The organism is Rothia sp. P7208 (assembly GCF_048512915.1).
In the GTDB taxonomy this organism is placed as follows: domain Bacteria; phylum Actinomycetota; class Actinomycetes; order Actinomycetales; family Micrococcaceae; genus Rothia.
This window is the reverse complement of sequence record NZ_JBLXXW010000002.1, coordinates 1-22,171: the sequence shown is the minus strand read 5'-3', so window position 1 is coordinate 22,171 and position 22,171 is coordinate 1. Positions and strand designations below refer to the sequence as shown.

The 22,171-nt window shown below is 48.0% G+C and carries 21 protein-coding genes and 1 riboswitch; of the genes, 16 read left to right on the top strand and 5 right to left on the bottom strand.

Annotation, left to right across the window (positions count from 1 at the left end):
* Position 1: 1 nt before the first annotated feature.
* Positions 2–706: a thiamine phosphate synthase gene (gene thiE / locus ACN084_RS03325; RefSeq protein WP_419105893.1), complete on the bottom strand. Its 705-nt coding sequence runs from the start codon at positions 704–706 to the stop codon at positions 2–4.
* 44 nt (positions 707–750) lie between these two features.
* Positions 751–888: riboswitch (TPP riboswitch) on the top strand.
* Between thiE and thiO the strand changes: the two genes are divergently transcribed.
* From thiO to ACN084_RS03270, 11 genes are all read left to right on the top strand, one after another.
* On the top strand, positions 882–2,195 hold the full coding sequence (thiO, locus tag ACN084_RS03320) for a glycine oxidase ThiO (protein WP_419101323.1): 1,314 nt from the start codon (positions 882–884) through the stop codon (positions 2,193–2,195). It overlaps the preceding riboswitch by 7 nt.
* Positions 2,173–2,415 carry a sulfur carrier protein ThiS gene (gene thiS / locus ACN084_RS03315; protein WP_419105892.1) on the top strand — a complete coding sequence of 81 codons (243 nt, stop codon included), beginning with the start codon at positions 2,173–2,175 and terminating at the stop codon, positions 2,413–2,415. Before thiO ends, thiS begins: the two co-directional genes overlap by 23 nt.
* A gap of 39 nt (positions 2,416–2,454) precedes the next feature.
* Positions 2,455–3,267: a thiazole synthase gene (locus tag ACN084_RS03310; protein WP_419105891.1), complete on the top strand. Its 813-nt coding sequence runs from the start codon at positions 2,455–2,457 to the stop codon at positions 3,265–3,267.
* 25 nt (positions 3,268–3,292) lie between these two features.
* Positions 3,293–4,480, top strand: coding sequence for a ThiF family adenylyltransferase (locus ACN084_RS03305; protein WP_419105890.1), 1,188 nt, complete (start codon positions 3,293–3,295; stop codon positions 4,478–4,480).
* A complete protein-coding gene (locus ACN084_RS03300; protein WP_419106032.1) occupies positions 4,477–5,766 on the top strand; it encodes a MurT ligase domain-containing protein in 1,290 nt (429 codons plus the stop codon). Before ACN084_RS03305 ends, ACN084_RS03300 begins: the two co-directional genes overlap by 4 nt.
* Positions 5,766–6,488 (top strand): type 1 glutamine amidotransferase, encoded by a 723-nt coding sequence (locus ACN084_RS03295; RefSeq protein ID WP_419101319.1) that lies wholly within the window; start codon positions 5,766–5,768, stop codon positions 6,486–6,488. Before ACN084_RS03300 ends, ACN084_RS03295 begins: the two co-directional genes overlap by 1 nt.
* 98 nt (positions 6,489–6,586) lie before the next feature.
* Entirely contained in the window at positions 6,587–7,345 is a 759-nt protein-coding gene (locus ACN084_RS03290) for a YebC/PmpR family DNA-binding transcriptional regulator (protein ID WP_419101318.1), read from the top strand.
* A gap of 16 nt (positions 7,346–7,361) precedes the next feature.
* Positions 7,362–8,045, top strand: coding sequence for a crossover junction endodeoxyribonuclease RuvC (gene ruvC / locus ACN084_RS03285; RefSeq protein WP_419105889.1), 684 nt, complete (start codon positions 7,362–7,364; stop codon positions 8,043–8,045).
* A 27-nt stretch (positions 8,046–8,072) separates the two neighbouring features.
* A complete protein-coding gene (gene ruvA / locus ACN084_RS03280) occupies positions 8,073–8,693 on the top strand; it encodes a Holliday junction branch migration protein RuvA (RefSeq protein WP_419101316.1) in 621 nt (206 codons plus the stop codon).
* Between the two features lie 120 nt (positions 8,694–8,813).
* Positions 8,814–9,776, top strand: coding sequence for a Holliday junction branch migration DNA helicase RuvB (ruvB, locus tag ACN084_RS03275; RefSeq protein ID WP_419101636.1), 963 nt, complete (start codon positions 8,814–8,816; stop codon positions 9,774–9,776).
* A gap of 9 nt (positions 9,777–9,785) precedes the next feature.
* Positions 9,786–9,878 (top strand): LysM peptidoglycan-binding domain-containing protein, encoded by a 93-nt coding sequence (locus ACN084_RS03270; RefSeq protein WP_419105888.1) that lies wholly within the window; start codon positions 9,786–9,788, stop codon positions 9,876–9,878.
* A 54-nt stretch (positions 9,879–9,932) separates the two neighbouring features.
* Here the strand turns inward: ACN084_RS03270 and ACN084_RS03265 are convergent, their stop codons facing one another.
* Together ACN084_RS03265 and ACN084_RS03260 are read right to left on the bottom strand one after the other, a co-directional pair.
* Positions 9,933–10,079: a hypothetical protein gene (locus ACN084_RS03265; protein WP_419103735.1), complete on the bottom strand. Its 147-nt coding sequence runs from the start codon at positions 10,077–10,079 to the stop codon at positions 9,933–9,935.
* A 144-nt stretch (positions 10,080–10,223) separates the two neighbouring features.
* A complete protein-coding gene (locus tag ACN084_RS03260; RefSeq protein WP_419101313.1) occupies positions 10,224–10,439 on the bottom strand; it encodes a hypothetical protein in 216 nt (71 codons plus the stop codon).
* A 458-nt stretch (positions 10,440–10,897) separates the two neighbouring features.
* Here ACN084_RS03260 and secD point away from each other — a divergent pair, with 458 nt between their 5' ends.
* The 3 genes from secD (at position 10,898) to ACN084_RS03245 (ending at position 16,227) form a co-directional block, all read left to right on the top strand.
* A complete protein-coding gene (gene secD, locus ACN084_RS03255; RefSeq protein WP_419101312.1) occupies positions 10,898–12,595 on the top strand; it encodes a protein translocase subunit SecD in 1,698 nt (565 codons plus the stop codon).
* Between the two features lie 2 nt (positions 12,596–12,597).
* On the top strand, positions 12,598–13,674 hold the full coding sequence (secF, locus tag ACN084_RS03250) for a protein translocase subunit SecF (RefSeq protein ID WP_419101311.1): 1,077 nt from the start codon (positions 12,598–12,600) through the stop codon (positions 13,672–13,674).
* Between the two features lie 231 nt (positions 13,675–13,905).
* Entirely contained in the window at positions 13,906–16,227 is a 2,322-nt protein-coding gene (locus ACN084_RS03245) for a RelA/SpoT family protein (protein ID WP_419106031.1), read from the top strand.
* Here the strand turns inward: ACN084_RS03245 and ACN084_RS03240 are convergent.
* The gene (locus tag ACN084_RS03240; RefSeq protein ID WP_419101310.1) at positions 16,224–16,598 is read right to left on the bottom strand and encodes a hypothetical protein; all 375 of its coding nucleotides are present in this window, start codon (positions 16,596–16,598) and stop codon (positions 16,224–16,226) included. The genes ACN084_RS03245 and ACN084_RS03240 overlap by 4 nt on opposite strands.
* Before the next feature lie 685 nt (positions 16,599–17,283).
* Entirely contained in the window at positions 17,284–18,570 is a 1,287-nt protein-coding gene (locus ACN084_RS03235) for a DUF349 domain-containing protein (protein WP_419101309.1), read from the bottom strand.
* Positions 18,571–18,873: 303 nt separating this feature from the next.
* On the opposite strand from ACN084_RS03235, the gene hisS reads away from it, so the two are divergent.
* Positions 18,874–20,238: a histidine--tRNA ligase gene (gene hisS, locus ACN084_RS03230; protein ID WP_419105887.1), complete on the top strand. Its 1,365-nt coding sequence runs from the start codon at positions 18,874–18,876 to the stop codon at positions 20,236–20,238.
* Positions 20,239–20,396: 158 nt separating this feature from the next.
* Entirely contained in the window at positions 20,397–22,166 is a 1,770-nt protein-coding gene (gene aspS, locus ACN084_RS03225) for an aspartate--tRNA ligase (RefSeq protein ID WP_419106030.1), read from the top strand.
* Positions 22,167–22,171: the final 5 nt, after the last annotated feature.

Here is a 22,171-nt window from a genome sequence, read left to right as displayed (position 1 = left end):
GCTAAACAACTTCTAACGCACCCTTCAGCTGTTTTGCTGCGCTACGAACATCAGCAGCTTCAGTTAAAGCACGCACCACAACAATACGTGAGGCACCTGCCTGACAAACCTCTGACACCGTATCCACGTTAACGCCACCAATAGCAAACCACGGTTTCTGACCGGCAAACTGAGCAACCTGCTCAAGATACTCCACGCCTGTTGCTGCACGCCCCGGCTTCGTCGGCGTCGGCCACACCGGCCCACACGCAAAATAATCAATATTCTTATCGGCAGCAGCCTCCTGCCCCTGAGACACCCCATGTGTTGAAGCACCTACAAGAACATCGGCACCTAACAACCTGCGCGCCTGCACCGCAGAAAGATCGTCTTGACCTCGATGAAAAATATCAGCACCCATAAGAGCAGCAACATCAGCACGGTCATTGACCGCAAAAAGCTTATCGTGACGACGTGCCACCTTTTTGAGAATCTCTAAAGCTGCTAGCTCCTGTTGCACAGAAATCTTCTTATCACGCAGCTGAATAATATCGACACCACCACTATAGGCTTCATCCAGAAAAGACTCTAAATCTCCACGAGATAAACGCGCATCCGTACACAAGTACAAGCGTGCTTTTTGAAGCTTTTCAAGGCGCTCGCGACGAAGCGTTGAAGAAGAATCCACGAAAGAAGTGGCGAAAGGCTGTTGTTCATAAACGGACATAGTTTTGAGGTCTCCTTGTATCAAAAAGATTGAGGCTTATACTTAGAGTGACCTACGGGAGCGTCAGATATATCGCGCCATATCACAGTAGATATATCTTCACGACGCTGAGAGGGCTAAGAGAGCCGACCGTCTTACTTGATGCGGGTTATGCCGCCGGAAGGAAGTGTTCGTCATGGGTGCGACGTTGTTTAACCCGCACGATGAAGATTCAACTATTCATCAATATATACCCGAACTATCCAAAGAACCACCCTCAACAGTAGATATTGCAGTCATCGGTGCAGGAATTATCGGATTATCGACCGCGTACCGTCTCCAAAAAATAGGGTATAGCGTTGCTATCTTAGACCCACAACCCGCTTCAGAAGCAACACGAGCAGCCGCCGGAATGCTTGCCCCAGCATCTGAAACACAATTTCGCCAAGAACCATTAGTTCAGCTGATGAAACGGGCAGCGCAACTATACCCATCATTTGCACAACACATTCAAGAAGAATCCGGTATTCATGTTGGTAGACAAGAAACAAAAACCCTCGTATGCGCCTACGATCATGCTGATAAAAATGCTCTAGAAGACCTCCAACAATATCAACAAGAGCTAGGTTTAGAAACCCAAAAAATATCCATCCGAAAAGCTCGTTCTCAAGAACCAAGCCTCTCATCGCGTCTTGCAGGAGTCGTGGAAATAGCCGGCGACCACCAGATTAACCCGCGCTGGTACTGCCAAGGGCTCATACACCTCTTACACGAACAGCTCTACCCTGTGAGAGCCCAAAAAATTCTTCTCGACGCAGACCAAACACACGCCCGCAGCATCTACTGGGAATACCAAAACCCCACGACAGGGCAACAGCACACCGGAGAACTCCACGCAACATATATCATCGTCGCTAACGGCCTCGGAACCTTAGAACTTCAAGGCATACCAGCGCTCAAAGAACTCCCTTTACGACCCGTCTACGGTGATGTGCTTCGTCTCCGCGTACCTGAAAACCAGCGCCCCTTCATCACCTCAACAATTCGCGGTATCGTCCGTTCCCAACCTGTTTACATCGTTCCCCGTGAAGACAACACCGTCGTTATCGGTGCAACATCACGTGAAGACCATATGCCCGGTATCAACGCTGGCGGAATATACCAACTACTACGTGATGCAAGAGAACTTATCCCCGCCATCACAGAACTCGAACTCTACGAAATAATCTCACGAGCACGCCCCGGAACACCCGACGACCTGCCCCTCATCGGCACAATCGAACACCACGGTAAAGCACTCAAAAACCTCATCCTCTCAAACGGCTACTTCCGTCACGGAATACTGCTTTCAACACGAGCAGCAGAACTCGTAGAACACCTCATCACCGAAACCCTCACCGAAGACGACAGAAAAGACCTCTACGCTTGCCGTCCACAACGCTTCACGCCAACCCAACAAAACCCTAAACCAACAGAGGAAAACCCCAATGAACATCACCCTCACAATTAACGGTGCAGAACACACCTATACGACACCACAAACCATCAAAAAACTCGTCGAAGACACCATCAACACCGCCCTCAACAACCAAGGAAACACCCAAGACGGAACACCCCTTGGCATCGCCGTAGCACTCAACGACACCGTACTACCACGCAACCAATGGGCACACACCACCGCAAACCACCATGACAGGCTAGAAATCATCACCGCCGTACAAGGCGGATAACACCACCAGCACAAACAACAAACTCGAGATAAAAAGAACATGACACCAACAAACATTCCACCACTGAACATCGACGGAGTAGACCTCAACTCACGACTCATCATGGGCACCGGAGGAATCACCTCACTACAACACCTCGAAGAAGCACTCCTCAGCTCAGGAACAGAACTGACCACCGTCGCCATGCGACGATACAACCCCAGCGGAAAAGAATCTCTCTACTCCATTCTGAAACGCAACAACATCAAAATTCTGCCGAACACCGCAGGCTGCTACACCGCAAAAGACGCACTACTAACCGCAGAACTTGCCCGAGAAGCACTCCAAACACACTGGATTAAGTTAGAAGTCATCGCAGACGAAACAACACTCCTACCCGACACCTACGAACTCATCGAAGCCACCGAAACACTCGCCGAACGAGGCTTTACCGTATTCGCCTACACCAACGATGACCCCATCACCGCACGACACCTACAAAATGCAGGCGCCAGCGCCGTCATGCCCCTCGGCGCACCCATCGGCACAGGACTAGGAATACTCAACCCACACAACATCCAACTCATCACCAGCGAACTAGACGTTCCCGTCATCATCGACGCCGGCATCGGAACAGCCAGCCAAGCAACACAAGCAATGGAACTAGGCTGCGATGCTGTCCTCCTCGCCTCATCCGTCACCCGAGCCCAAAATCCCGTAGCAATGGCAGAAGCCATGAAATACGCAGTACACGCCGGATACCACGCCTACCATGCTGGACGTATCCCCACCCGAACCCACGCGCAGGCCTCATCACCAACCGAAGGACGAATCCTCACCGGAGCACCCACCCAAGAAGACCTCACCACCTAACCTCAACGAAGAAAGCACCCCAACCATGCCACTGGCACCACTGACCACACCCAAAAAACAACTCAGCACACAAGAACAACTCCGCTACGGGCGACACTTCACCCTGCCCGGCATCGGAGAAGAAGGACAACGACGACTCGCCAACGCAAAAGTCCTCAGCATCGGAGCCGGAGGACTCGGCTCACCCCTACTGCTCTACCTCAGCGCAGCAGGAGTCGGAACCCTCGGCATCATCGACCACGACACCGTCGAATACAGCAACCTCCAACGCCAAATCATCCACAACAACAACACCATCAACACACCCAAAACACACTCCGCACAACAACGCATCCACGAACTCAACCCACACACCAACGTCCACACCTACCACGAAAAACTCAACGCAGACAACGCCGAAAACATCATCAAAAACTACGACCTCATCATCGACGGATCCGACAACTTTGCCACCAAATACCTCACCAACGACATCTGCGAACACCTCAACAAACCACTTATCTGGGGGAGTATCTCCCAATACACCGCACAAATCTCACTCTTCTGGGCACACCCCAAACACCTCAACACCACCCAACACACCCAAGGAACCACCCTCCGAGACCTCTACCCACAAATACCAGCAGCAGACTCCATCCCCACCTGCGCACAATCAGGAGTACTCGGATCCCTCTGCGGAACCATCGGCTCCATCATGGCCACCGAAGCCATCAAACTCATCACCGGAGTACCCGAACCACTCCTAGGAAAACTCTGGATGTACGACAGCCGAACACACACCACCAAAACCCTCAACATCACACCCGACCCACACCGCACACCCACACCACTGACCGAAACACTCCAACAAATACAACAATCAACATCACAACCCCTCAACGTACCCGAAATCACACTCCACGAAATCAACCAACACCCCGAACACTACACACTCATCGACGTACGCGAACACCACGAACGCAACAACGGACACTACCAAGACCACGCACACATCCCACACCAAGAACTCCTCACCCTCATCAACAACACCCCAAACCCCCTAGAAAACATCAACAACACCCTCACCAAACACCTCAAAAACAACACCACACCAGTGTTCTACTGCGCCAGCGGAAAACGCTCAGCACTCATCGTCCACACCCTCAAAAAACAACAACCACACATAACAGCCCTATCCCTTACCGGAGGATTCAACCAAACACCTATAAAATAAAAAACATGTCTAGACCCATAACACGACTCATCGGCCAAGGCGTACGCTACGCCACCAAACTCCGCGGAGGCGGATCCGCATTCCCCGGACTCGTCATGGAAAAACTACACCCCAACTTCGTCCCCGAAGAACTCGCAAAACTACCTCACGGCGTAGTCGTCGTCTCTGGAACCAACGGAAAAACCACCACCACAAAAATGGTGGTCCAACTACTCCAAGCCCAAGGGCTCAAAGTCTTCACCAACAAAACAGGATCAAACTTCGTTCGAGGAGTTGCCGCCTCACTCCTCGCAGAAATGAGCCTCACCGGAAAACTCGACGCAGACATCGCCGTCCTCGAACTCGACGAAGCCCACGCCGTACACTTCGTCAAAAAAGTCAAACCACACTACGCACTACTACTCAACGTCCTACGCGACCAACTCGACCGCTTCGGTGAAATCGACACCACCCGAAAAATGCTCACCACCGTAGCAGAAGCAACCACCAACACCGTCGTACTCAACCGAGAAGACCCACGCATCCTCAGCATCGCAGAACACATTAAAACAGGAACACACACCAACTATTTCGGACTCAGCCAAAAACTCCGAACCATGTTCCCCTCCGACGACGAAATGCGCTCGCAACAACGCACCAGCACTAAAGAAAACCTCCCAGAAGCCACCGTCACCCTCAACGACTTCAACGGAACCAACGCAACATTCACCCTCAACGGACACACCGCACAAGGAAAAATCAACCTCTACGGCGTCTACAACATCTACAACGCCGCCGCAGCAATGGCACTCACCCAAGCGGTCATGGGAGAAAACCTCAACGAAGAAAAACTCATCGAAGAACTCCAACACATCACACCCGCTTTTGGACGAGGCGAAACCCTCACCATCAACGGCCAAACACTACAACTACTACTCGTCAAAAACCCCTCAGGATTTAGACTCTCCCTCGCCAGCGCAGACGCACAAGACTACGCAACCATGATTACCATCAACGACCAATACGCAGACGGCAGAGACGTCTCATGGCTCTGGGACGTAGACTTCCATACTTTACAAAAAACTGGAGTCAATACCGTCTCCGGAACCCGCGCATGGGATATGGCACTACGCCTAGAACACGACGAAATCACCACCGAACACGTCGAAGAAAACCTCACCGAAGCACTAGAACACTTCATCAAAAACTCCCACGGCAAACCCATGCGCATCTTCTGCACCTACACCGCCATGCTTGCCATCCGTAAAGAACTCTCCAAAATCACCAACGTAGAGGACATCTCCTAATGAGCAACAAAACACTCACCATCGTCCAACTCTACCCACAAGATATGAACATCTATGGAGACTGGGGAAACACCCTCGCCCTAGCACGTAGAGCAAAAGCCCACGGATACACCCCCGAAATCATCGACTACAACCCCTCCGACACCTTCCCCGAAAACCCCGACATCATCCTCGGCGGAGGCGGACAAGACTCCGGACAAAGCATCATCCAAGAGGACCTTCACGCCATCGCCCCCAAACTCAAAGAACTCGCAGAAAACGGCACACCCATGCTCGTCATCTGCGGACTCTACCAACTCTTCGGACAAGAATTCCGCACCAACCAAGGAGAAACACTCCAAGGCATCGGCATCTTTGACGCCATCACAATCGGCGGAGAAGAACGACTGATTGGAAATATCGTCGAAGAATCCGAAGAATTCGGAACACTCATCGGATACGAAAACCACTCCGGAATCACCACACTCTCCGACGGCACCCGCCCCCTAGCCACCGTCACCAAAGGCGAAGGAAACAACACCACCGACACCACCGAAGGCGCTCGCAAATACAATGTCATCGGCACCTATCTACACGGCTCACTCTTGCCGAAGAACCCTGCCGTCTCTGACTTCTTAATTGCAGAAGCTGCCAAGAAAAAATATGGGGAATTTATTCCTCAAACAATAGATGACACGACTATTGACCGTGCACGTGAAAGCGCCATGAATCGACCCCGTTAATGCGGTGTCATTGAAACTGTTTACAATAGAACCTAGTATCTAAAGAGAACCTGCGCTGATGAGCCACATCAGCGCACAGCAACAAAAGGAGACAACGTATGTCAGGTCACTCCAAATGGGCAACAACCAAGCACAAAAAAGCAGCTATCGACGCTAAACGTGCAAAAGCATTTGCCAAATTTATCAAAGCTATTGAAGTTGCAGCTCGTATGGGTGGCGCAGACGTATCCGGTAACCCTGCACTAGACCTCGCTGTTTCTAAAGCTAAGAAAAACTCTGTCCCTAACGACAACATTGACCGTGCTATCAAACGTGGTGCTGGTCTCACCGGTGAAACCATCGACTACACCGAAATCATGTATGAAGCCCGCGGACCTCAAGGAACAGCTCTTTATATTGAATGTTTGACCGATAACCGTAACCGTGCAGCAGCAGAAGTTCGTACTGCCGTTACTCGCAACGGTGGCACTATGGCCGATCAGGGATCTGTAGCGTTCCTCTTTGAACGCAAAGGCGTTGCCGAAGTGACCAAAACCGAAGGTCTTACCGAAGACGACGTCCTCATGGCAGTACTTGATGCTGGAGCTGAAGAAGTTATTGATGAAGGCGATATTTTTACTGTCGTATCAGAAGCAACTGATCTTCCAGCCATCCGCCAAGCACTGACTGAAGCAGAACTTGAATATAACAATGACGACCCTGTCTTCCGTCCTACCATGAATGTCGAAATTGACGCTGAAGGTGCTCGCAAATTCCTTAAACTAGCAGATGCTATTGAAGAACTTGACGACGTTCAGAACGTTTATTCTAACGCCGATATTAACGAAGCTGTTATGGAAGAACTTAACGCAGACTAAGGAGATAGTAGGCACAATGCCCCTATCCACAACACAGCGCCCGAAACTTGCGAGTATTCCGCGAGTTCCGGGCGCTGCCCGTATTCTTGGAGTAGACCCAGGGCTGACACGGTGCGGTTTTGGTGTTATCGATATGACCGCTAACCGCCAAGCCCGCTATGTGAAAGTTGGTGTGGCAGGAAGCGCCCCCGCCCAGAAACTTGACCAACGTATTTTCACTGTTTTTCAGGCGGCAGAAGAATGGCTAGAGGTGTATCAGCCAGATGCTTTAGCCATTGAACGAGTATTCGCGCAAGAGCAAGTCAATACGGTGATTGGAACTGCTCATGCTTCTGGTGTTGTGATTGCTGCTGCTGCTGCACGTTCCATTCCCGTATATTTTCATACTCCTTCAGAAGTTAAAGCGGCTGTAACTGGTTCCGGTAAAGCAGATAAAGCTTCTGTAGGAAGAATGGTCACGCGTATCCTTAAATTAGAGAGGCTACCTCAACCTGCTGATGCCGCAGATGCTTTAGCTATTGCTATTTGTCATGGGTGGCGTGGTGCAACGGTCGGCTCTGGTATTGATATGAGCGTTGGTGTGCAAACTCATCAAGGTTCGCGGCCTCGCCCTCAGTTGGGTACGCTAACCCCAGCCCAAAGAGCGTGGAAAGCGGCAGAAGCTCAAAGTGCTCGTCGTGGGCGAGGACAATGGAAATAGTACATATATTCGAATAAGATAGAGATTATGATTAGCACCCTCACGGGAACCGTGACTCAGATTTCCCTCAATAGCTTGATCCTTGACGTCAATGGTTGGGGGCTGATGGTACATACCCCAGCTCGAACACTCTCTCAGCTTTCGCAAGGGGAGACAACTACTCTTTTAACAAGCTTTATCGTTCGTGAAGATTCCATGACTCTTTACGGCTTCTTAGAACCGGCTGAGCGTGAAGCCTTTGACCTTTTACTATCAGTTTCTGGTATCGGTCCGCGTATCGCCTTAGCAGCATTGTCGGTGCACACGGCCCAAGATATTGAACGAGCTATTGCCACAGGAGACGATAAAGCGTTCACTAAAGTTCCTGGTGTCGGCCCTAAAACTGCTCGAAGAATTGTTTTAGAACTTGCCGGAAAGCTGATTCTCAACGCGAACTCCGACACAGATCAGCTACCGCTTAACACTGGCATAGCATGGAAATCTCCCGTTCTCGAAGCGCTCATAGGATTAGGGTGGAGCGAAAAAGACGCAGAACGTTCGGTGGAGTCGTATCTAAAAAAGAGTGCACATCCTGAGAAGCTATCTGTGCCACAAGCCCTCAAAGAAGTCCTCGCAACATTAGGGCAACAACACAGCACCCGTCATTAGCACTCACGAACATTATCGCCTCAAGAATGAAGAACGGATACTTTGGTGAACCATCGCGCAACAGAACCTGAATATCGAGAGCAACGGCTCGTTGGGTTAGAAGAAGAACCTGAAGAAAAAATGATTGAAGCCGCTTTGCGTCCCCAATCATTAGATGATTTTGTAGGTCAGCAACGTGTCCGACAGCAGCTCTCACTACTTCTTGAAGCATCAAAACTGCGCGGTAAGTCAGCAGACCATGTGCTGTTATCTGGACCTCCCGGTTTAGGAAAGACAACCTTGTCGATGATTATTGCCGCAGAGATGGACGCGCCCTTGCGTATTACCTCAGGGCCAGCTATCCAACATTCCGGAGATTTGGCTGCTATTCTTTCTTCTTTGACTCCCGGTGAAGTTTTATTCTTAGATGAGATACACCGTATGTCTCGTCCAGCAGAAGAAATGCTGTATATGGCGATGGAAGATTTTCGTGTGGATATTGTGGTCGGGAAAGGTGCTGGCGCTACGTCTATTCCTCTGGAACTTCCACCGTTTACGTTAGTGGGGGCAACTACTCGGGCTGGTCTTTTGCCGGGGCCTCTACGAGACAGATTCGGTTTTACCGGGCACTTAGAGTATTACTCAACAGAAGAACTGGAAAAAGTGTTGCGCCGTTCCGCTGGACTTATGGATATGAATATTAGCGCTGAAGGTTTTGCGGAAATTGCAGGACGTTCTCGTGGCACTCCTCGTATCGCTAATCGTCTTTTGCGTCGTGTACGAGACTGGGCATTAGTGCACGATATCCCTCATATCAGCGCCGTAGAAGCTGGACGAGCTCTTGACATGTATGAAGTAGACTCGCGGGGGCTTGACCGCTTAGATCGTTCCGTCCTTGAATCTCTTATTCATAAGTTTGGTGGTGGTCCTGTTGGACTGTCAACTCTTGCTATTGCCGTAGGCGAAGAAGTTGAAACAGTAGAGACGGTCGCAGAACCTTATCTTGTCCGTGAGGGGATGATTGGTCGTACACCCCGAGGCAGAGTAGCGCTTTCAGCTGCTTGGGAGCATCTGGGGATAGAACCTCCAGAACAACTCTCATAAGATAAATATGTGGTTTTACCCAATTGCCTTACTGAGCTTAACGGTATTGCTAATCCTGATGTTATTGATGTTGGTCAGGTTATTGTTATTCAGCTTGGCTAATAACAAGGCGGGGCTGAGCATCACTTTTGTGTGGTGCTCAGCCCCGCCTCTTTTTTATTTGTTGGTTTTTAGGGCGGTGTAGGCGACCCCTCCCATGACGGCTGATAGGAGGAAATACCAGGGGTGACCTAGTACGGCTGGGATGAGGAATGCTACTGCGCCGATGGTTGCAAATAATGCAATTTTTTGTTTATCTGTCATGATGTTTTTCCTTTGTGATAGAGTCGGGGGGGGGGGGTAACGCCCTCCCGCCCCTGATTAGTTCGGTTATTCAGGAGCGGGAGGGTTTTTGTTACCTACTTTTCTATTTAGTCTTCTTGATGGTAAAAGGGACAATAAAAAATATTATCGCCGATAGCTCCCACGTTTTGGCTGAGAATCAATCCACTCTTTCGCATTTTCAGGCAAATAAAGTGCTTTACCGTTAGGTAACACGAAATCAGCTTTTAACGGGCGAGCCTTCATATGAACACTCACATTCTTACGAGTAAAACCTGCATAATCAGCAATATCGGACATTTGCCACAGAACTGGTATGTTATCACCTTCGTGATTTTCCATGATTCCTCCAAAATATCATGAGCTACAGTATGGCTGATTTTCTACGAGTATGGGTGCCTTGATCACTGTCGTAGTGGTCATCATGTAGTCATCACTCTACTGTGGTAAGCGTTGATATATTGTCATCCTTGCTCCTATATGTTTGTATCCACCAGTAGTTACAAATGATGAATGGTGCCATATCTTCATAAATATGTCTGAATTTATGCCCTGTAGACTCATCAACCTATGCGGATTATTCGTTCGTGAACTACGATAGAGCGTGGAAACTTTTCTGCCAAGAAGTATTTTCTGATAAATACCTCTTGGTTTCAGTGATGACATGCACAGTTATCGAACATTGTAGATACTCACCATCAGAAGAAAAGTTCTACCAAATACGAATAAATATGTTGAGCACATCGTTTGCTGAGTATCAAGAAGTTAACGCATGTAGGTCGGGAGAGTAAAGGGGCGGTATGGCTAAGCGAAGCCAACGAGCTAAAGCGAGTAGAGCGCTGATTGCCATGGCTGTGATAGTCGTGGCTTTATGTGCTGGAATCTTTGCTAGCACATCCTACGGAGGGTCATGGCGAGCTAAATTTGCTTTAGACCTCTCTGGTGGAACACAAATGATTCTTGCGCCTAAAGTCAACGGGGCACAAGACCAAACAGTTTCTGCTGAACAACTAGAACAAGCTGTTGAAATTATCCGTCAACGTGTTGACGGATCCGGTGTGTCCGAAGCAGAAGTGACGACCCAATCTGGGCGTAATGTTGTTGTTTCAGTACCAGGAACCATTGATCAGAAAACACGTGAGCTCATCCAAGCCTCTGCACAAATGGATTTTCGTGCAGTAATTTACTCGACTTCTCCAGAGCCTGTTACAGACGAGAAGAAACTCGCTGACGATAAACTTCCCCACCCCGAAGGCGAAGCAACAGACGGTTCCGATATACGGTGGGTCACCCCAGAACTCTGGCGTGAATATGAAGCAACTGACTGCACAAGCGGGAAAAGTCCTAACGCCGAACACCAAGACCCTCACCAAGCTATTGTGGCTTGTGCAGTATCTGGGCATGAAAAATATATTCTTGGACCTGTCGAATTGAGCGGTTCAGATATTGCGAATGCGACAGCATCTCAAGTGACCAATAGTAATGGTGTATCAACGGGACAATGGGGCGTTAACATCAACTTTGATGAAAAGGCCCGCGAAAAGTTTAAAGACATCACTACTCGTCTTTATGGAATCTACGGAAAAAACCAGCAAGACCCACGTGCCCGTTTTGCGATTATGCTCGACGGCGCAGTTCTTTCTTCACCAGTAGCTCAAGCAGTGATTGCCGACGGTAACCCACAAATCACCGGTAACTTCACAGAAGAAAGTGCACAGTCTCTTGCCCAGCAGCTCAAATACGGGGCTCTACCTATTAGCTTCACCATTCAATCCGAACAGCAGATTTCTGCAACATTAGGTTCTGACCAGCTCAAGATGGGACTACTTGCTGGTGTCATCGGTTTGCTATTGGTCTTTGTCTATTCACTTTTCCAATACCGCTTACTAGGATTTGTCACAATTGCATCGCTGATTGTTGCTGGTGTTATCTCTTATCTGGCAATTATTTTGCTTGGGTGGTCTATTAACTATCGTCTTTCCCTTGCCGGTATTGCTGGTTTAATCGTCGCTGTTGGGCAGACTGCTGACTCCTTCATCGTGTACTTTGAACGTATCCGTGATGAAATTCGTGGGGGTCGCACTATCCCCGCTGCAGTAGATCATGGCTGGCGTCGTGCTCAACACACGATTCTTGCTTCTAAAGCAGTCAACCTCCTTGCAGCAGTGGTGTTGTACATCTTCTCCGTCGGATCGGTTCGTGGATTTGCGTTCACCTTAGGTTTGACCGCTATCGCCGACCTCATCGTTGTGTTCCTCTTTACACATCCTGTTCTGACGCTTCTTGCTCGCACCAGATACTTTGGTGAGGGCGGACGATTCTCTGGCCTAGATCCTGTTGCCCTTGGTGCTACACCGTTATATCGAGGCGCTGGTCGTTTGCGCACTGCAGAAGAATCTGAGCATATGAGTATCGCTGAACGTCGTCGAGCTGCTGCTCGCGCCCAAGAAAACGCTCAAGAAGTAGAGGCTTCTCAGAGCACACAGAAGGAGGGGTAATTGTGGCTAACGCACTTGCTCGTTTTGGTAACGATTTACATTCTGGACAGCGTTCATACCAGTTTGTTGGAAAACGTAGATTGTGGTTAAGCATTGCAATGGTTCTCGTTGTTTTGTCCCTTCTCATTCCCGTCGTCAAAGGAGGGTTCAATCTAGGTATTGAGTTCCGAGGCGGTTCAGAGTTTACGATTTCTGATACTTCAAATACCGATATTTCGGTAGGGCAAAAAATTATTGCAGAGCACGCCCCTGAAGCCTCTGACGTTCGAGTGACTCATATCGCTGCGAAAACTATCAGGGCGCAAATGAGCCAGCTTAACGATGAAGAGACTCTTGCGGTAAAAACTGCCCTTCAAGAGGGGTACGGTGTTTCTGCAGACGACGTCACTTCGTCCTTTGTTGGGCCAAGGTGGGGCGCCGATGTGACCAGACAAGCACTTTACGGACTTGTCGCGTTCGTCCTTCTTGCTCTTATCGGTATGGCTTTATACTTCCGTACGTGGAAGATGTCTCTATCTGCTATTGCGGGATTGCTTTTCACCGTAATCGTGACAATCGGAATTTACGCTTTAGTAGGCTTTGAAGTGACTCCTAGCGCAATCATCGGTTTCTTAACCATTTTGAGCTATTCACTCTATGACTCTGTGGTAGTTTTCGATAAGATTCGTGAGAATACCGAAGGCATTGAAAAACGCCGTGACCTCACCTACGGTGAACAGATTAACCTTGCAACGAACCAAACTCTCGTTCGTTCCATTAATACTTCTGTTGTGGGCGCATTACCCGTTGGTGCAATTCTTTTCATTGGTGCGTTCATGCTTGGTGCTGGAACTCTGCAAGACCTCTCGTTAGCTTTATTCGTCGGCATTATTGTGGGAACGATTGGAACACTCTATGTTTCTGCACCAATGTATGCGGCGTTGCGTCTAGGTGAGAAAGAAATTCGTGAGCATACACAGATGGTAGAAGATATTCGTTCTGGAAAAGTTATTGAACCAGAAGATGCTTCTGAGACTTCTGAGCAGAGTTCTCTCAACGAAATACGCATTGAAGTCAACACGATTTCATTGGATCGTTAACGTTGATTAGACAATAACTATAATTTTTGTTAAAAATCGGTAGCTATGAAAAGAAATAGCTACCGATTTTTTATTTTTGTTATAGTGCGAACAATATAAGGCTAAAATAGCCATACTAGCCTTGGAAGGATGAACACTATGGCGGATTCAGCACACACAGCACAAGATATTGTTTCACAAAAGGTTGTTGGTAACCTTCTTCCTACGACTCTTGGAGGATCACATCGGGTGATGTCTGCCTCAGAGCGTATTCCTACTCGTCATGTTTTCGGACGTTCTGTTCAGACTTCACGAACAAGTCCTACACGTTATTCACCAGTACTTGCTCCAGTGATTCGCACTGTTAAAAAATTTCATCCCGAAGAGGATCTTGATGTAATACAACGGGCCTTTACCGTTGCCGATAAATATCACCAAGGGCAAAAACGTAAAAGCGGTGACCCCTACATTACTCACCCTGTTGCCGTCACTACAATTCTTGCTGAGATGGGAGCCACTGGTCCTGTTCTTGTGGCTGGGCTACTACACGACACCGTAGAAGATACTCCGTATACGCAAGAACAACTCATCGAAGACTTTGGGGAAGAAGTTGCTTATCTTGTTGATGGCGTCACGAAATTAGACAAAGTAACTTACGGGGAATACGCCTCGATAGAGACGATTCGTAAATTAGTGCTTTCTATGAGTAAAGATATTCGCGTCTTATTGATCAAACTTGCTGATAGGTTGCATAATGCTCGTACGTGGCGTTTTGTTCCTTCTGGCTCTGCAGCTAAAAAAGCTGAAGAGACTCTAAAAATCTATGCTCCTTTAGCGCACCGGCTTGGTTTGAGTGCTCTTAAATGGGAGCTAGAAGATCTTTCTTTTGCTGCGATGTCTCCAGAGATTTATCGTGAAATTGTGCGCATGGTGGGGGACCGTACACCTAGACTCGAAAAATATTTGGATGAAGCCAAAACGACGATTGAACAGCGTCTTGCCAAAGTTGGTATTAAAGCTACTGTTCATGGGCGTCCTAAGCATTATTATTCTATTCATCAGAAAATGAAGTCGAAGAATAAGAGTTTTGACGAAATTCATGACATCTTAGCTGTTCGTATCCTTGTCGATGATGAAGACACTTGTTATGGCGTATTAGGGCACGTAATGTCCTTATGGACCTCGGATCAGGGACGCTTTAAGGACTATATTAAATCTCCTAAAAATAATCATTATCAATCGATACATCTAACATTTGTTGGTCCAGGAAATCTTCCTCTCGAGGTTCAAATACGAACCTATAAGATGCATGAAGAAGCAGAGTATGGTGTTGCTGCACACTGGAGATATAAGGCTGCTTCTCGTGGTGAAGATCTTGGAAAAATTGATGCTTCTGGTCGTAAAAAATCAGAGAATAAATCTTCTACTTTTAATGCTGGAATTTTACAAAATATCGCAGAGATATCGAATTCAACACCAGAGCCTGTAGCGTTCTTTGAAGAGTTAGCTTATCACTTAGAGACTGACGAGATTGTGGTGATGACCCCTAATGGTGACGGCATTATCTTACCTGTTGGAGCCACACCGGTAGATTTCGCCTATGCTATCCATTCTGAGGTTGGCGAGAAAACTGTTGGCGCTATCGTGAACGGAAAGATAGTTTCCTTATATACGGGATTAAACTCTGGCGATGTTGTCGAGATTCGTACGTCAAAGAGCCCTCAGCAAGGACCCAGTGAAGACTGGCTAAAATTTGTGCGTTCTTCTAAAGCTCGCCAAAAAATTCGTCAGTATTTTGCTAAAGGTCGTCGATTAGAAGCTATTGATAAAGGCCGCGACGCATTAACTAAGGCAATGCGTCAGCATGAGTTGCCTCTGCAAAAGATGCTGACTGCAGATTTATTGATGCAAGTAGCCCATACTTTCCACCAAAATGATGGTGCTTCTTTGTACCATGCCATTGGCGAAGGAAATATCAAAGCTCAAGATGTCATCTCAAACCTCGTAAATATCTACTATGGCGATGAGGACGATAACCTTGAGGTATTGCCATCCGATTTTGATGAAGATATGTTCTCTTCTCGTCGCACAGTCAGCGATAACGGAATCGTTGTTCCCGGTGCAGATGGTATTTTGACGAAAATTTCTAAGTGCTGTAACCCTGTCCCACCGGATGAAATTCTTGGTGTCGTCACGCGTACTAGCGGAATATCGGTTCACCGAACAGACTGCCCTAATATGCGCAATATGGGGGACGAACCACGAGTAACTGAGGTTCAGTGGGCGTCAAGTTCTCAGGCTGTCTATCGGGTCAATATTCAGGTTGAATCGATAGACCGTAAATCCTTGTTGATGGATCTGACCAGAGCCATCGGTGAGAACCATATTAATATTTGTCATGCTCGAGTGATGACAAGTGAAGATCGCTTCGCTATTAACCGTTTTTCGGTGGAAGTACGTGACCGGTATATGTTGGATCATGTTCTTAATGTTCTTAAGAATGTTGAAGGAGTCTATAAGGTGTATCGTCTCACAGGAGCAAAGCCCGTACACGAAAAATCTTCTACCAGTTAAACTTTCATAGGATGTGAGGTCGGGATGTTCTGGGATATTTGTTGAAGAGCCTGTTGAGCTTTTCGACGGTGAGGAAGATATTTCTTATGCTCAAGGTACGTGTGCATGGCTTCGACTGTGCACCCTGAAAAAGATGGTGCAGATAAGAATTGTTCAACGCTGCGACGGGCAATGGGCTCGTCGTGGTGATGAATCGTTAAATCTAGTGCAGTTCGTAGTGGGGTAGTGACATGCACTTGTCCTAAAGCCAAGTAGTCGGTGGTCGAGAACTGGTTTTGATGAGTGATAATGTTCTCTTCTTGAGCTTTACGAGTATTGATTCTTGAACGACAATCAAAATCTATATAGATATCATGACAAGGAGAGGGCACACAACCCCATACCCAGGCTGCACTATAACGAGATATTCTGCCTCTTGCAAAATATCGATGGGGGATTTTTAAGCTCAGCGCGCTAACTCTCAATAAAGGGGTGAGACGTAAAGCTGAAGGAGCGTAAATATGGGGGAGTAATTCCTGATAGCGATGTTCCTGAGCGAAAACCCTTAGCTCTTGCAGAGTGCCGTTAAACGTATCTTTATTGAGAAGTTGAGAACAATATAATTTCATTTGTTGCTCAGAACTTAGCGAAGAACAAACTATAGGTGTTGTTGGAGGTCTAAGACCTTGTTGATGTTCTATTCCTAAAACACGTCGTGGGTGTTTCTCGACGAACAAGGGGCAGGGCAATGATTGAAGAAGGGAAACAGAAGATTGAGAAGAGGTCGGTGATTTGCTCATACACTTATTATGTGGTGGTTCTGAGCGAAACTATGAGTAGAAAAAGATCTGTGGATATCTTCTTTTCTACCTATGGGTAATGGTGGGGCCTACACGTGACGACTAGACCCCACCATCGCCCATAAGACCATATAAATGATATTTAATAGTGTCATTTGATAACACGCGCGAAAAGGCTCCCCTTGTATGTTTACTGGGGAGCCTTTTCGGTGCATGTTTTCGGTATGGGTTTTCGGAGGTGTTGTGTGCCCGTTACTCCCGTACAGAAAACTATTTTTTAGGCGTTAAAATCTGCAGAAGATGCCTGTAACGTGCTCAACCATGTACGACGTGCGTCGAGAGCTTCTTGAGCTTTCTTAATCTTCTGAGCATTACCCGTTGCTTCTGCTTTCTTCAGATCTTCTTCAAGACCTGCGATAGAATCCTCTAGCTGAGCAAGCATGGAGTTTGCACGGGCTTTCTTCTCAGGGTCGCTCTTAGACCACTTAGCATGTTCCGCATTGTAGATAGCGTCCTGAACCTTTTTAAGTTCACCTTCAATGCGACGTACTGCATGGCGAGGCACACGACCAGCCGCATCCCAACGGTCTGCAATAGCTTCGAACTGAGCTTTTGCAGCTTTCACATCAGTGACTGGTAAAATGGCTCGTGCTTCTTCTAGAAGTTTCTCCTTGACCTCAAGGTTAGCTTCAAACTCTTTATCTAGTTCTGCATGAGCTACTTTACGAGCTTCAAAGAAACGATCTTGTGCGGCACGGAAACGAGTCCAAAGAGCGTCATCTTCACGGCGAGAAGCACGCGGGGAGCTCTTCCAACGGTCCATGAGGTCACGGTACTTTGTTGCAGTAGCTGCCCAATCGGTAGAAGTAGAAAGTTCTTCTGCCTCTGCGATGAGCGCTTCTTTAATACGTTTAGCTTTAGCATTCGCCTCATCGAGAGAGGAAAAATGTGCGCGACGATGCTTGTCAAAAGTTGTACGAGCAGAACGGAAACGAGTCCACAAGCTATCTTCTACACTCTTGGGTAGATGGTGAGTGCGCTGAGTAGTTTTCCACGCATCAAATAGTTCGTTCATGCGAGCATGAGAGTTCTTCCAATGGGTCTTCTCAATATCTTGAGAAGCAATAGACTCTGCTTCGCTCACAATTTCTTCACGAGCCTGAAGAGCAGCCTCGCGTGCCGCTGCCTGTTCTTCTTTTTCAATAACTGCACGTTCAGCAATTTTTCCGGTAATAGCAATAAGGCGCTGCTGCAAGTCTGCATAATCGCCAACCATGTTGCGAACAGCAACCTGAGCGCCGAGCTGCTCTACAGATTTCTGCAAATCAGAAACAGCTGCACCATGCTCAACACGTGCTTCAAGAAGTGAAATCTGAGCTTGGATATTTTCAAACTTGCGAGCAAAGTATGCGAGGGCTTCGTCGGGGGTAGCTTCTGGAAGCTGGCCGACAGCGTATTCTTCTCCCTCGACAATGACAAAAACGTGTCCATCATCGGATACTCGGCCAAACTGGCGTGCTTTATCGAGGTCTACTGGGGTGTTGTCGTCGGATTGTGTGGTCACCGCTATAACTCTTTCACATGAGGCGCACAAGCGCGTTAAACAAACAAAAGCCGCATTCTCCGGCTAGTTCCTCTGCGTATCAGAGGCGCACATCACCGCGAATGCGTACCTCTCTAGAATACCTTCAGCTTTAAAAACTAGCAACGCAACACGTGAAAAAACCTCTATGAGAATGAGTTTCAAACTACATTTTAGGCAGATGGCTCCTGTTGATGTTGGGGGATAGCAAACAACCGAGTACCCTAGAATGAAGAACTAACAAATACCACCGACTTCATCTTCTCGTATATATAGGAGTAACATATGGCTCGCAAGGCTTCGCTATCTGGTTTTCCCGAATTTCTTCCGGAAGAACGCCTGGTAGAGAATCACGTATTGGATACTCTCCGTACCACTTTCGAGCTTCATGGATTCTCGCCTATTGAAACTCGTTCGGTAGAAACTGTGGAGCAGCTACTACGTAAAGGTGAAATCGACAAAGAAGTTTATGGTATCTCTCGACTTCTTGAAGATGACGCTTCAAATAACGGCACAAAAAAAGATAAAGAGAAACTAGCTCTTCACTTTGACCTCACGGTTCCTTTTGCTCGTTACGTTGTGGAGAACGCCGGATACCTCAACTTTCCTTTTATGCGCTATCAGATGCAGAAAGTGTGGCGAGGAGAACGACCACAAGACGGTCGTTTCCGTGAATTCACCCAAGCTGACGTAGACGTTGTAGGCGACGGTACCCTACCTTTCCGCTACGACGTAGAACTCGCTTTAGTCGTCGTTGACGCCCTATCGCAGCTGAATATCGGAGACTTTAAGCTCAGAGTCAACAACCGAAAACTATCTGAAGGCTTCTATCGTGGTATCGGACTTGACGACACAGCAGGGGTGCTCCGCTCTATCGACAAGCTCGAAAAAATTGGTGCAGATGCAGTAGCGCAGCTGCTCAAAGATGAGCTTGGCGCTAGCGACGAACAAGCACAAGCTGCCTTAGCATTAGCTCAAATCAGCGCAGAAGACACCTCATTCGTTGAACAAGTGCGCGCTTTAGGTGTCGACCATGAGCTCCTCGAAGAAGGTCTTACTGAATTAGCGCAAGTTGTTGGAGAAGCGACAAAACGTGCCCCTGGCCGCGTGATAGCAGACTTATCGATTGCTCGCGGTCTGGACTATTACACCGGAACTGTTTATGAGACAGTCCTTGTTGGGCACGAAAAGCTCGGTTCAATTTGTTCTGGAGGGCGTTACGAATCGCTAGCTTCTAACGGCAAGAGAACCTTCCCTGGAGTAGGACTTTCTATTGGCGTTACACGCCTTGTCTCACGTATCATCGCAGAGAAAATGGCAGAACCAACCCGTAAAGTTCCTTCTGCTGTGTTCGTTGCTCTCACCCATGAAGAGATGTGGTCTGAAGCTCAAGATGTTGCTGTGGCGCTACGCTCAAGAGGCGTTGCTTGCGAAGTTTCTGCACAAGCAACCAAATTTGGTAAACAGATTAAATACGCAGAAAAACGTGGGATCCCGTTCGTCTGGTTCACATATGAATCCGAACATGGTGAACTGACCCATGAAGTGAAAGATATTCGCTCTGGAGAACAAGTTTCAGCAGATCCCCTGCAATGGAGCCCTGCAGATGAAGACCTTAAAGTACGCGTAATTGCCACAGAAAACGCTTAAATACAGTACGGCCTATAAGTTTTCTATAGAAATAACTTTTTGAATATTTTTCAGTTCTTCATTCGCTGAGGAATATTAAGATTACGACTAGAATGACTATCACATCTTCGTGAACATATCACCTGAATATTAGGTGATACCCCGTGGAAAGGAATCGAGTGCTACGCACACATACTCTCGGCGAGTTAACCGCCGAACACATTGGACAAACCGTCACCCTAACCGGATGGGTAGCGCGCCGTCGCGACCACGGCGGTGTCGCATTCGTTGATTTACGCGACCGTGAGGGCGTTACGCAGTGCGTTTTCCACGATGAACAAGACTTTGAACACCTCCGTAACGAGTATGTTCTTAAAGTTGTTGGCGAAGTAACCCGACGCCCAGAAGGTAACGAGAACCCTCAGCTAACTACCGGCGAGATTGAAGTTGAAGTTAAAGAAACCGAAGTTCTCAATACTGCTGCGCCATTACCCTTCCAAATCGACGAACACGTAGAAGTTGGTGAAGAAGCTCGCCTCAAATACCGTTATCTTGACCTGCGTCGCCCCGAGCCAGCACGCTTGATGAGCCTACGCTCTGAAGCAAACCGTGTTGCACGTAATGTTCTTGCAGAAGATGGATTCACTGAAGTTGAGACTCCCACTCTGACTCGTTCCACACCAGAAGGTGCCCGAGACTTCCTCGTTCCAGCCCGCCTAGCACCTGGATCTTGGTATGCGCTTCCCCAATCTCCCCAACTTTTTAAGCAGCTCTTGCAAGTCGGCGGTATCGAAAAGTACTACCAAATTGCTCGTTGTTACCGTGACGAGGACTTCCGTGCAGACCGTCAACCGGAGTTCACTCAGCTTGATATTGAGGCATCTTTCGTTGACCAAGAAGATATTATTGATCTTGGTGAACGCATCGTTGAAGCCGTATGGAACCTCATTGACGTCAAAGTTCCACGTCCTATTGAACGTATTACGTTCAAAGACGCTATGGAAAAATACGGTTCAGATAAACCCGACTTGCGTTTCGGTCTGGAACTAACAGAACTAACAGACTACTTTAAAGACACGACTTTCCGAGTCTTTAAAGCTCCTTATGTTGGTGCTGTTGTTATGCCTGGTGGTGCCTCTCAGCCTCGCCGCACTCTTGACGCATGGCAAGAGTGGGCTAAACAACGTGGCGCAAAGGGACTAGCTTATGTCCTGATTCAAGAAGACGGTGAACTTACGGGCCCTGTTGCAAAGAACATCACTGAAGCGGAGCGTGCTGGTCTAGCAGAAGCTACTGGCGCGAAACCTGGCGATTGTATCTTCTTCGCTGCAGGTGAAGCTAAAGCCTCTCGTGCTCTGCTTGGCGCGGCACGTGTCGAAATTGGGCATCGGACCGGCCTTATTAAAGACGGAGAATGGTCTTTTGTCTGGGTTGTTGATGCACCCATGTTTGAATCAGCAGCTGATGCTACCGCCTCTGGTGACGTAGCGCTGGGGAACTCCTCATGGACTGCAGTACACCACGCGTTTACTTCACCTAAACCGGAGTTCTTAGAGAACTTTGACCAAAATCCTGGTGAAGCTCTCGCGTACGCATACGATATCGTATGTAACGGTAATGAAATTGGTGGTGGATCTATCCGTATTCACCAGCGCGACGTTCAAGAACGTGTCTTCGCTGTGATGGGCATTGGTGAAGAAGAAGCTCGCGAAAAGTTTGGATTCCTTCTTGATGCGTTCTCATTCGGTGCGCCTCCGATGGGTGGTATCGCTTTCGGTTGGGATCGTGTGCTGCAGCTTTTGGGTGGTACCGATTCTATTCGTGATGTTATTGCTTTCCCGAAGACTGGTAACGGTTTTGACCCGCTAACAGCGGCTCCTGCACCAATTACTGCACAGCAACGTAAAGAAGCTGGTGTTGATGCAAAACCTAAAAAAGATGAAAAATAGTCTTT

Coding starts and splice junctions, on each gene's coding strand:
- thiE (WP_419105893.1), bottom strand. CDS start 706: ATGTCCGTTTATGAACAACAGCCTTTCGCCACTTCTTTCGTGGATTCT.
- thiO (WP_419101323.1), top strand. CDS start 882: ATGGGTGCGACGTTGTTTAACCCGCACGATGAAGATTCAACTATTCAT.
- thiS (WP_419105892.1), top strand. CDS start 2,173: ATGAACATCACCCTCACAATTAACGGTGCAGAACACACCTATACGACA.
- ACN084_RS03310 (WP_419105891.1), top strand. CDS start 2,455: ATGACACCAACAAACATTCCACCACTGAACATCGACGGAGTAGACCTC.
- ACN084_RS03305 (WP_419105890.1), top strand. CDS start 3,293: ATGCCACTGGCACCACTGACCACACCCAAAAAACAACTCAGCACACAA.
- ACN084_RS03295 (WP_419101319.1), top strand. CDS start 5,766: ATGAGCAACAAAACACTCACCATCGTCCAACTCTACCCACAAGATATG.
- ACN084_RS03290 (WP_419101318.1), top strand. CDS start 6,587: ATGTCAGGTCACTCCAAATGGGCAACAACCAAGCACAAAAAAGCAGCT.
- ruvC (WP_419105889.1), top strand. CDS start 7,362: ATGCCCCTATCCACAACACAGCGCCCGAAACTTGCGAGTATTCCGCGA.
- ruvA (WP_419101316.1), top strand. CDS start 8,073: ATGATTAGCACCCTCACGGGAACCGTGACTCAGATTTCCCTCAATAGC.
- ruvB (WP_419101636.1), top strand. CDS start 8,814: ATGATTGAAGCCGCTTTGCGTCCCCAATCATTAGATGATTTTGTAGGT.
- ACN084_RS03265 (WP_419103735.1), bottom strand. CDS start 10,079: ATGACAGATAAACAAAAAATTGCATTATTTGCAACCATCGGCGCAGTA.
- ACN084_RS03260 (WP_419101313.1), bottom strand. CDS start 10,439: ATGGAAAATCACGAAGGTGATAACATACCAGTTCTGTGGCAAATGTCC.
- secD (WP_419101312.1), top strand. CDS start 10,898: ATGGCTAAGCGAAGCCAACGAGCTAAAGCGAGTAGAGCGCTGATTGCC.
- ACN084_RS03245 (WP_419106031.1), top strand. CDS start 13,906: ATGTCTGCCTCAGAGCGTATTCCTACTCGTCATGTTTTCGGACGTTCT.
- hisS (WP_419105887.1), top strand. CDS start 18,874: ATGGCTCGCAAGGCTTCGCTATCTGGTTTTCCCGAATTTCTTCCGGAA.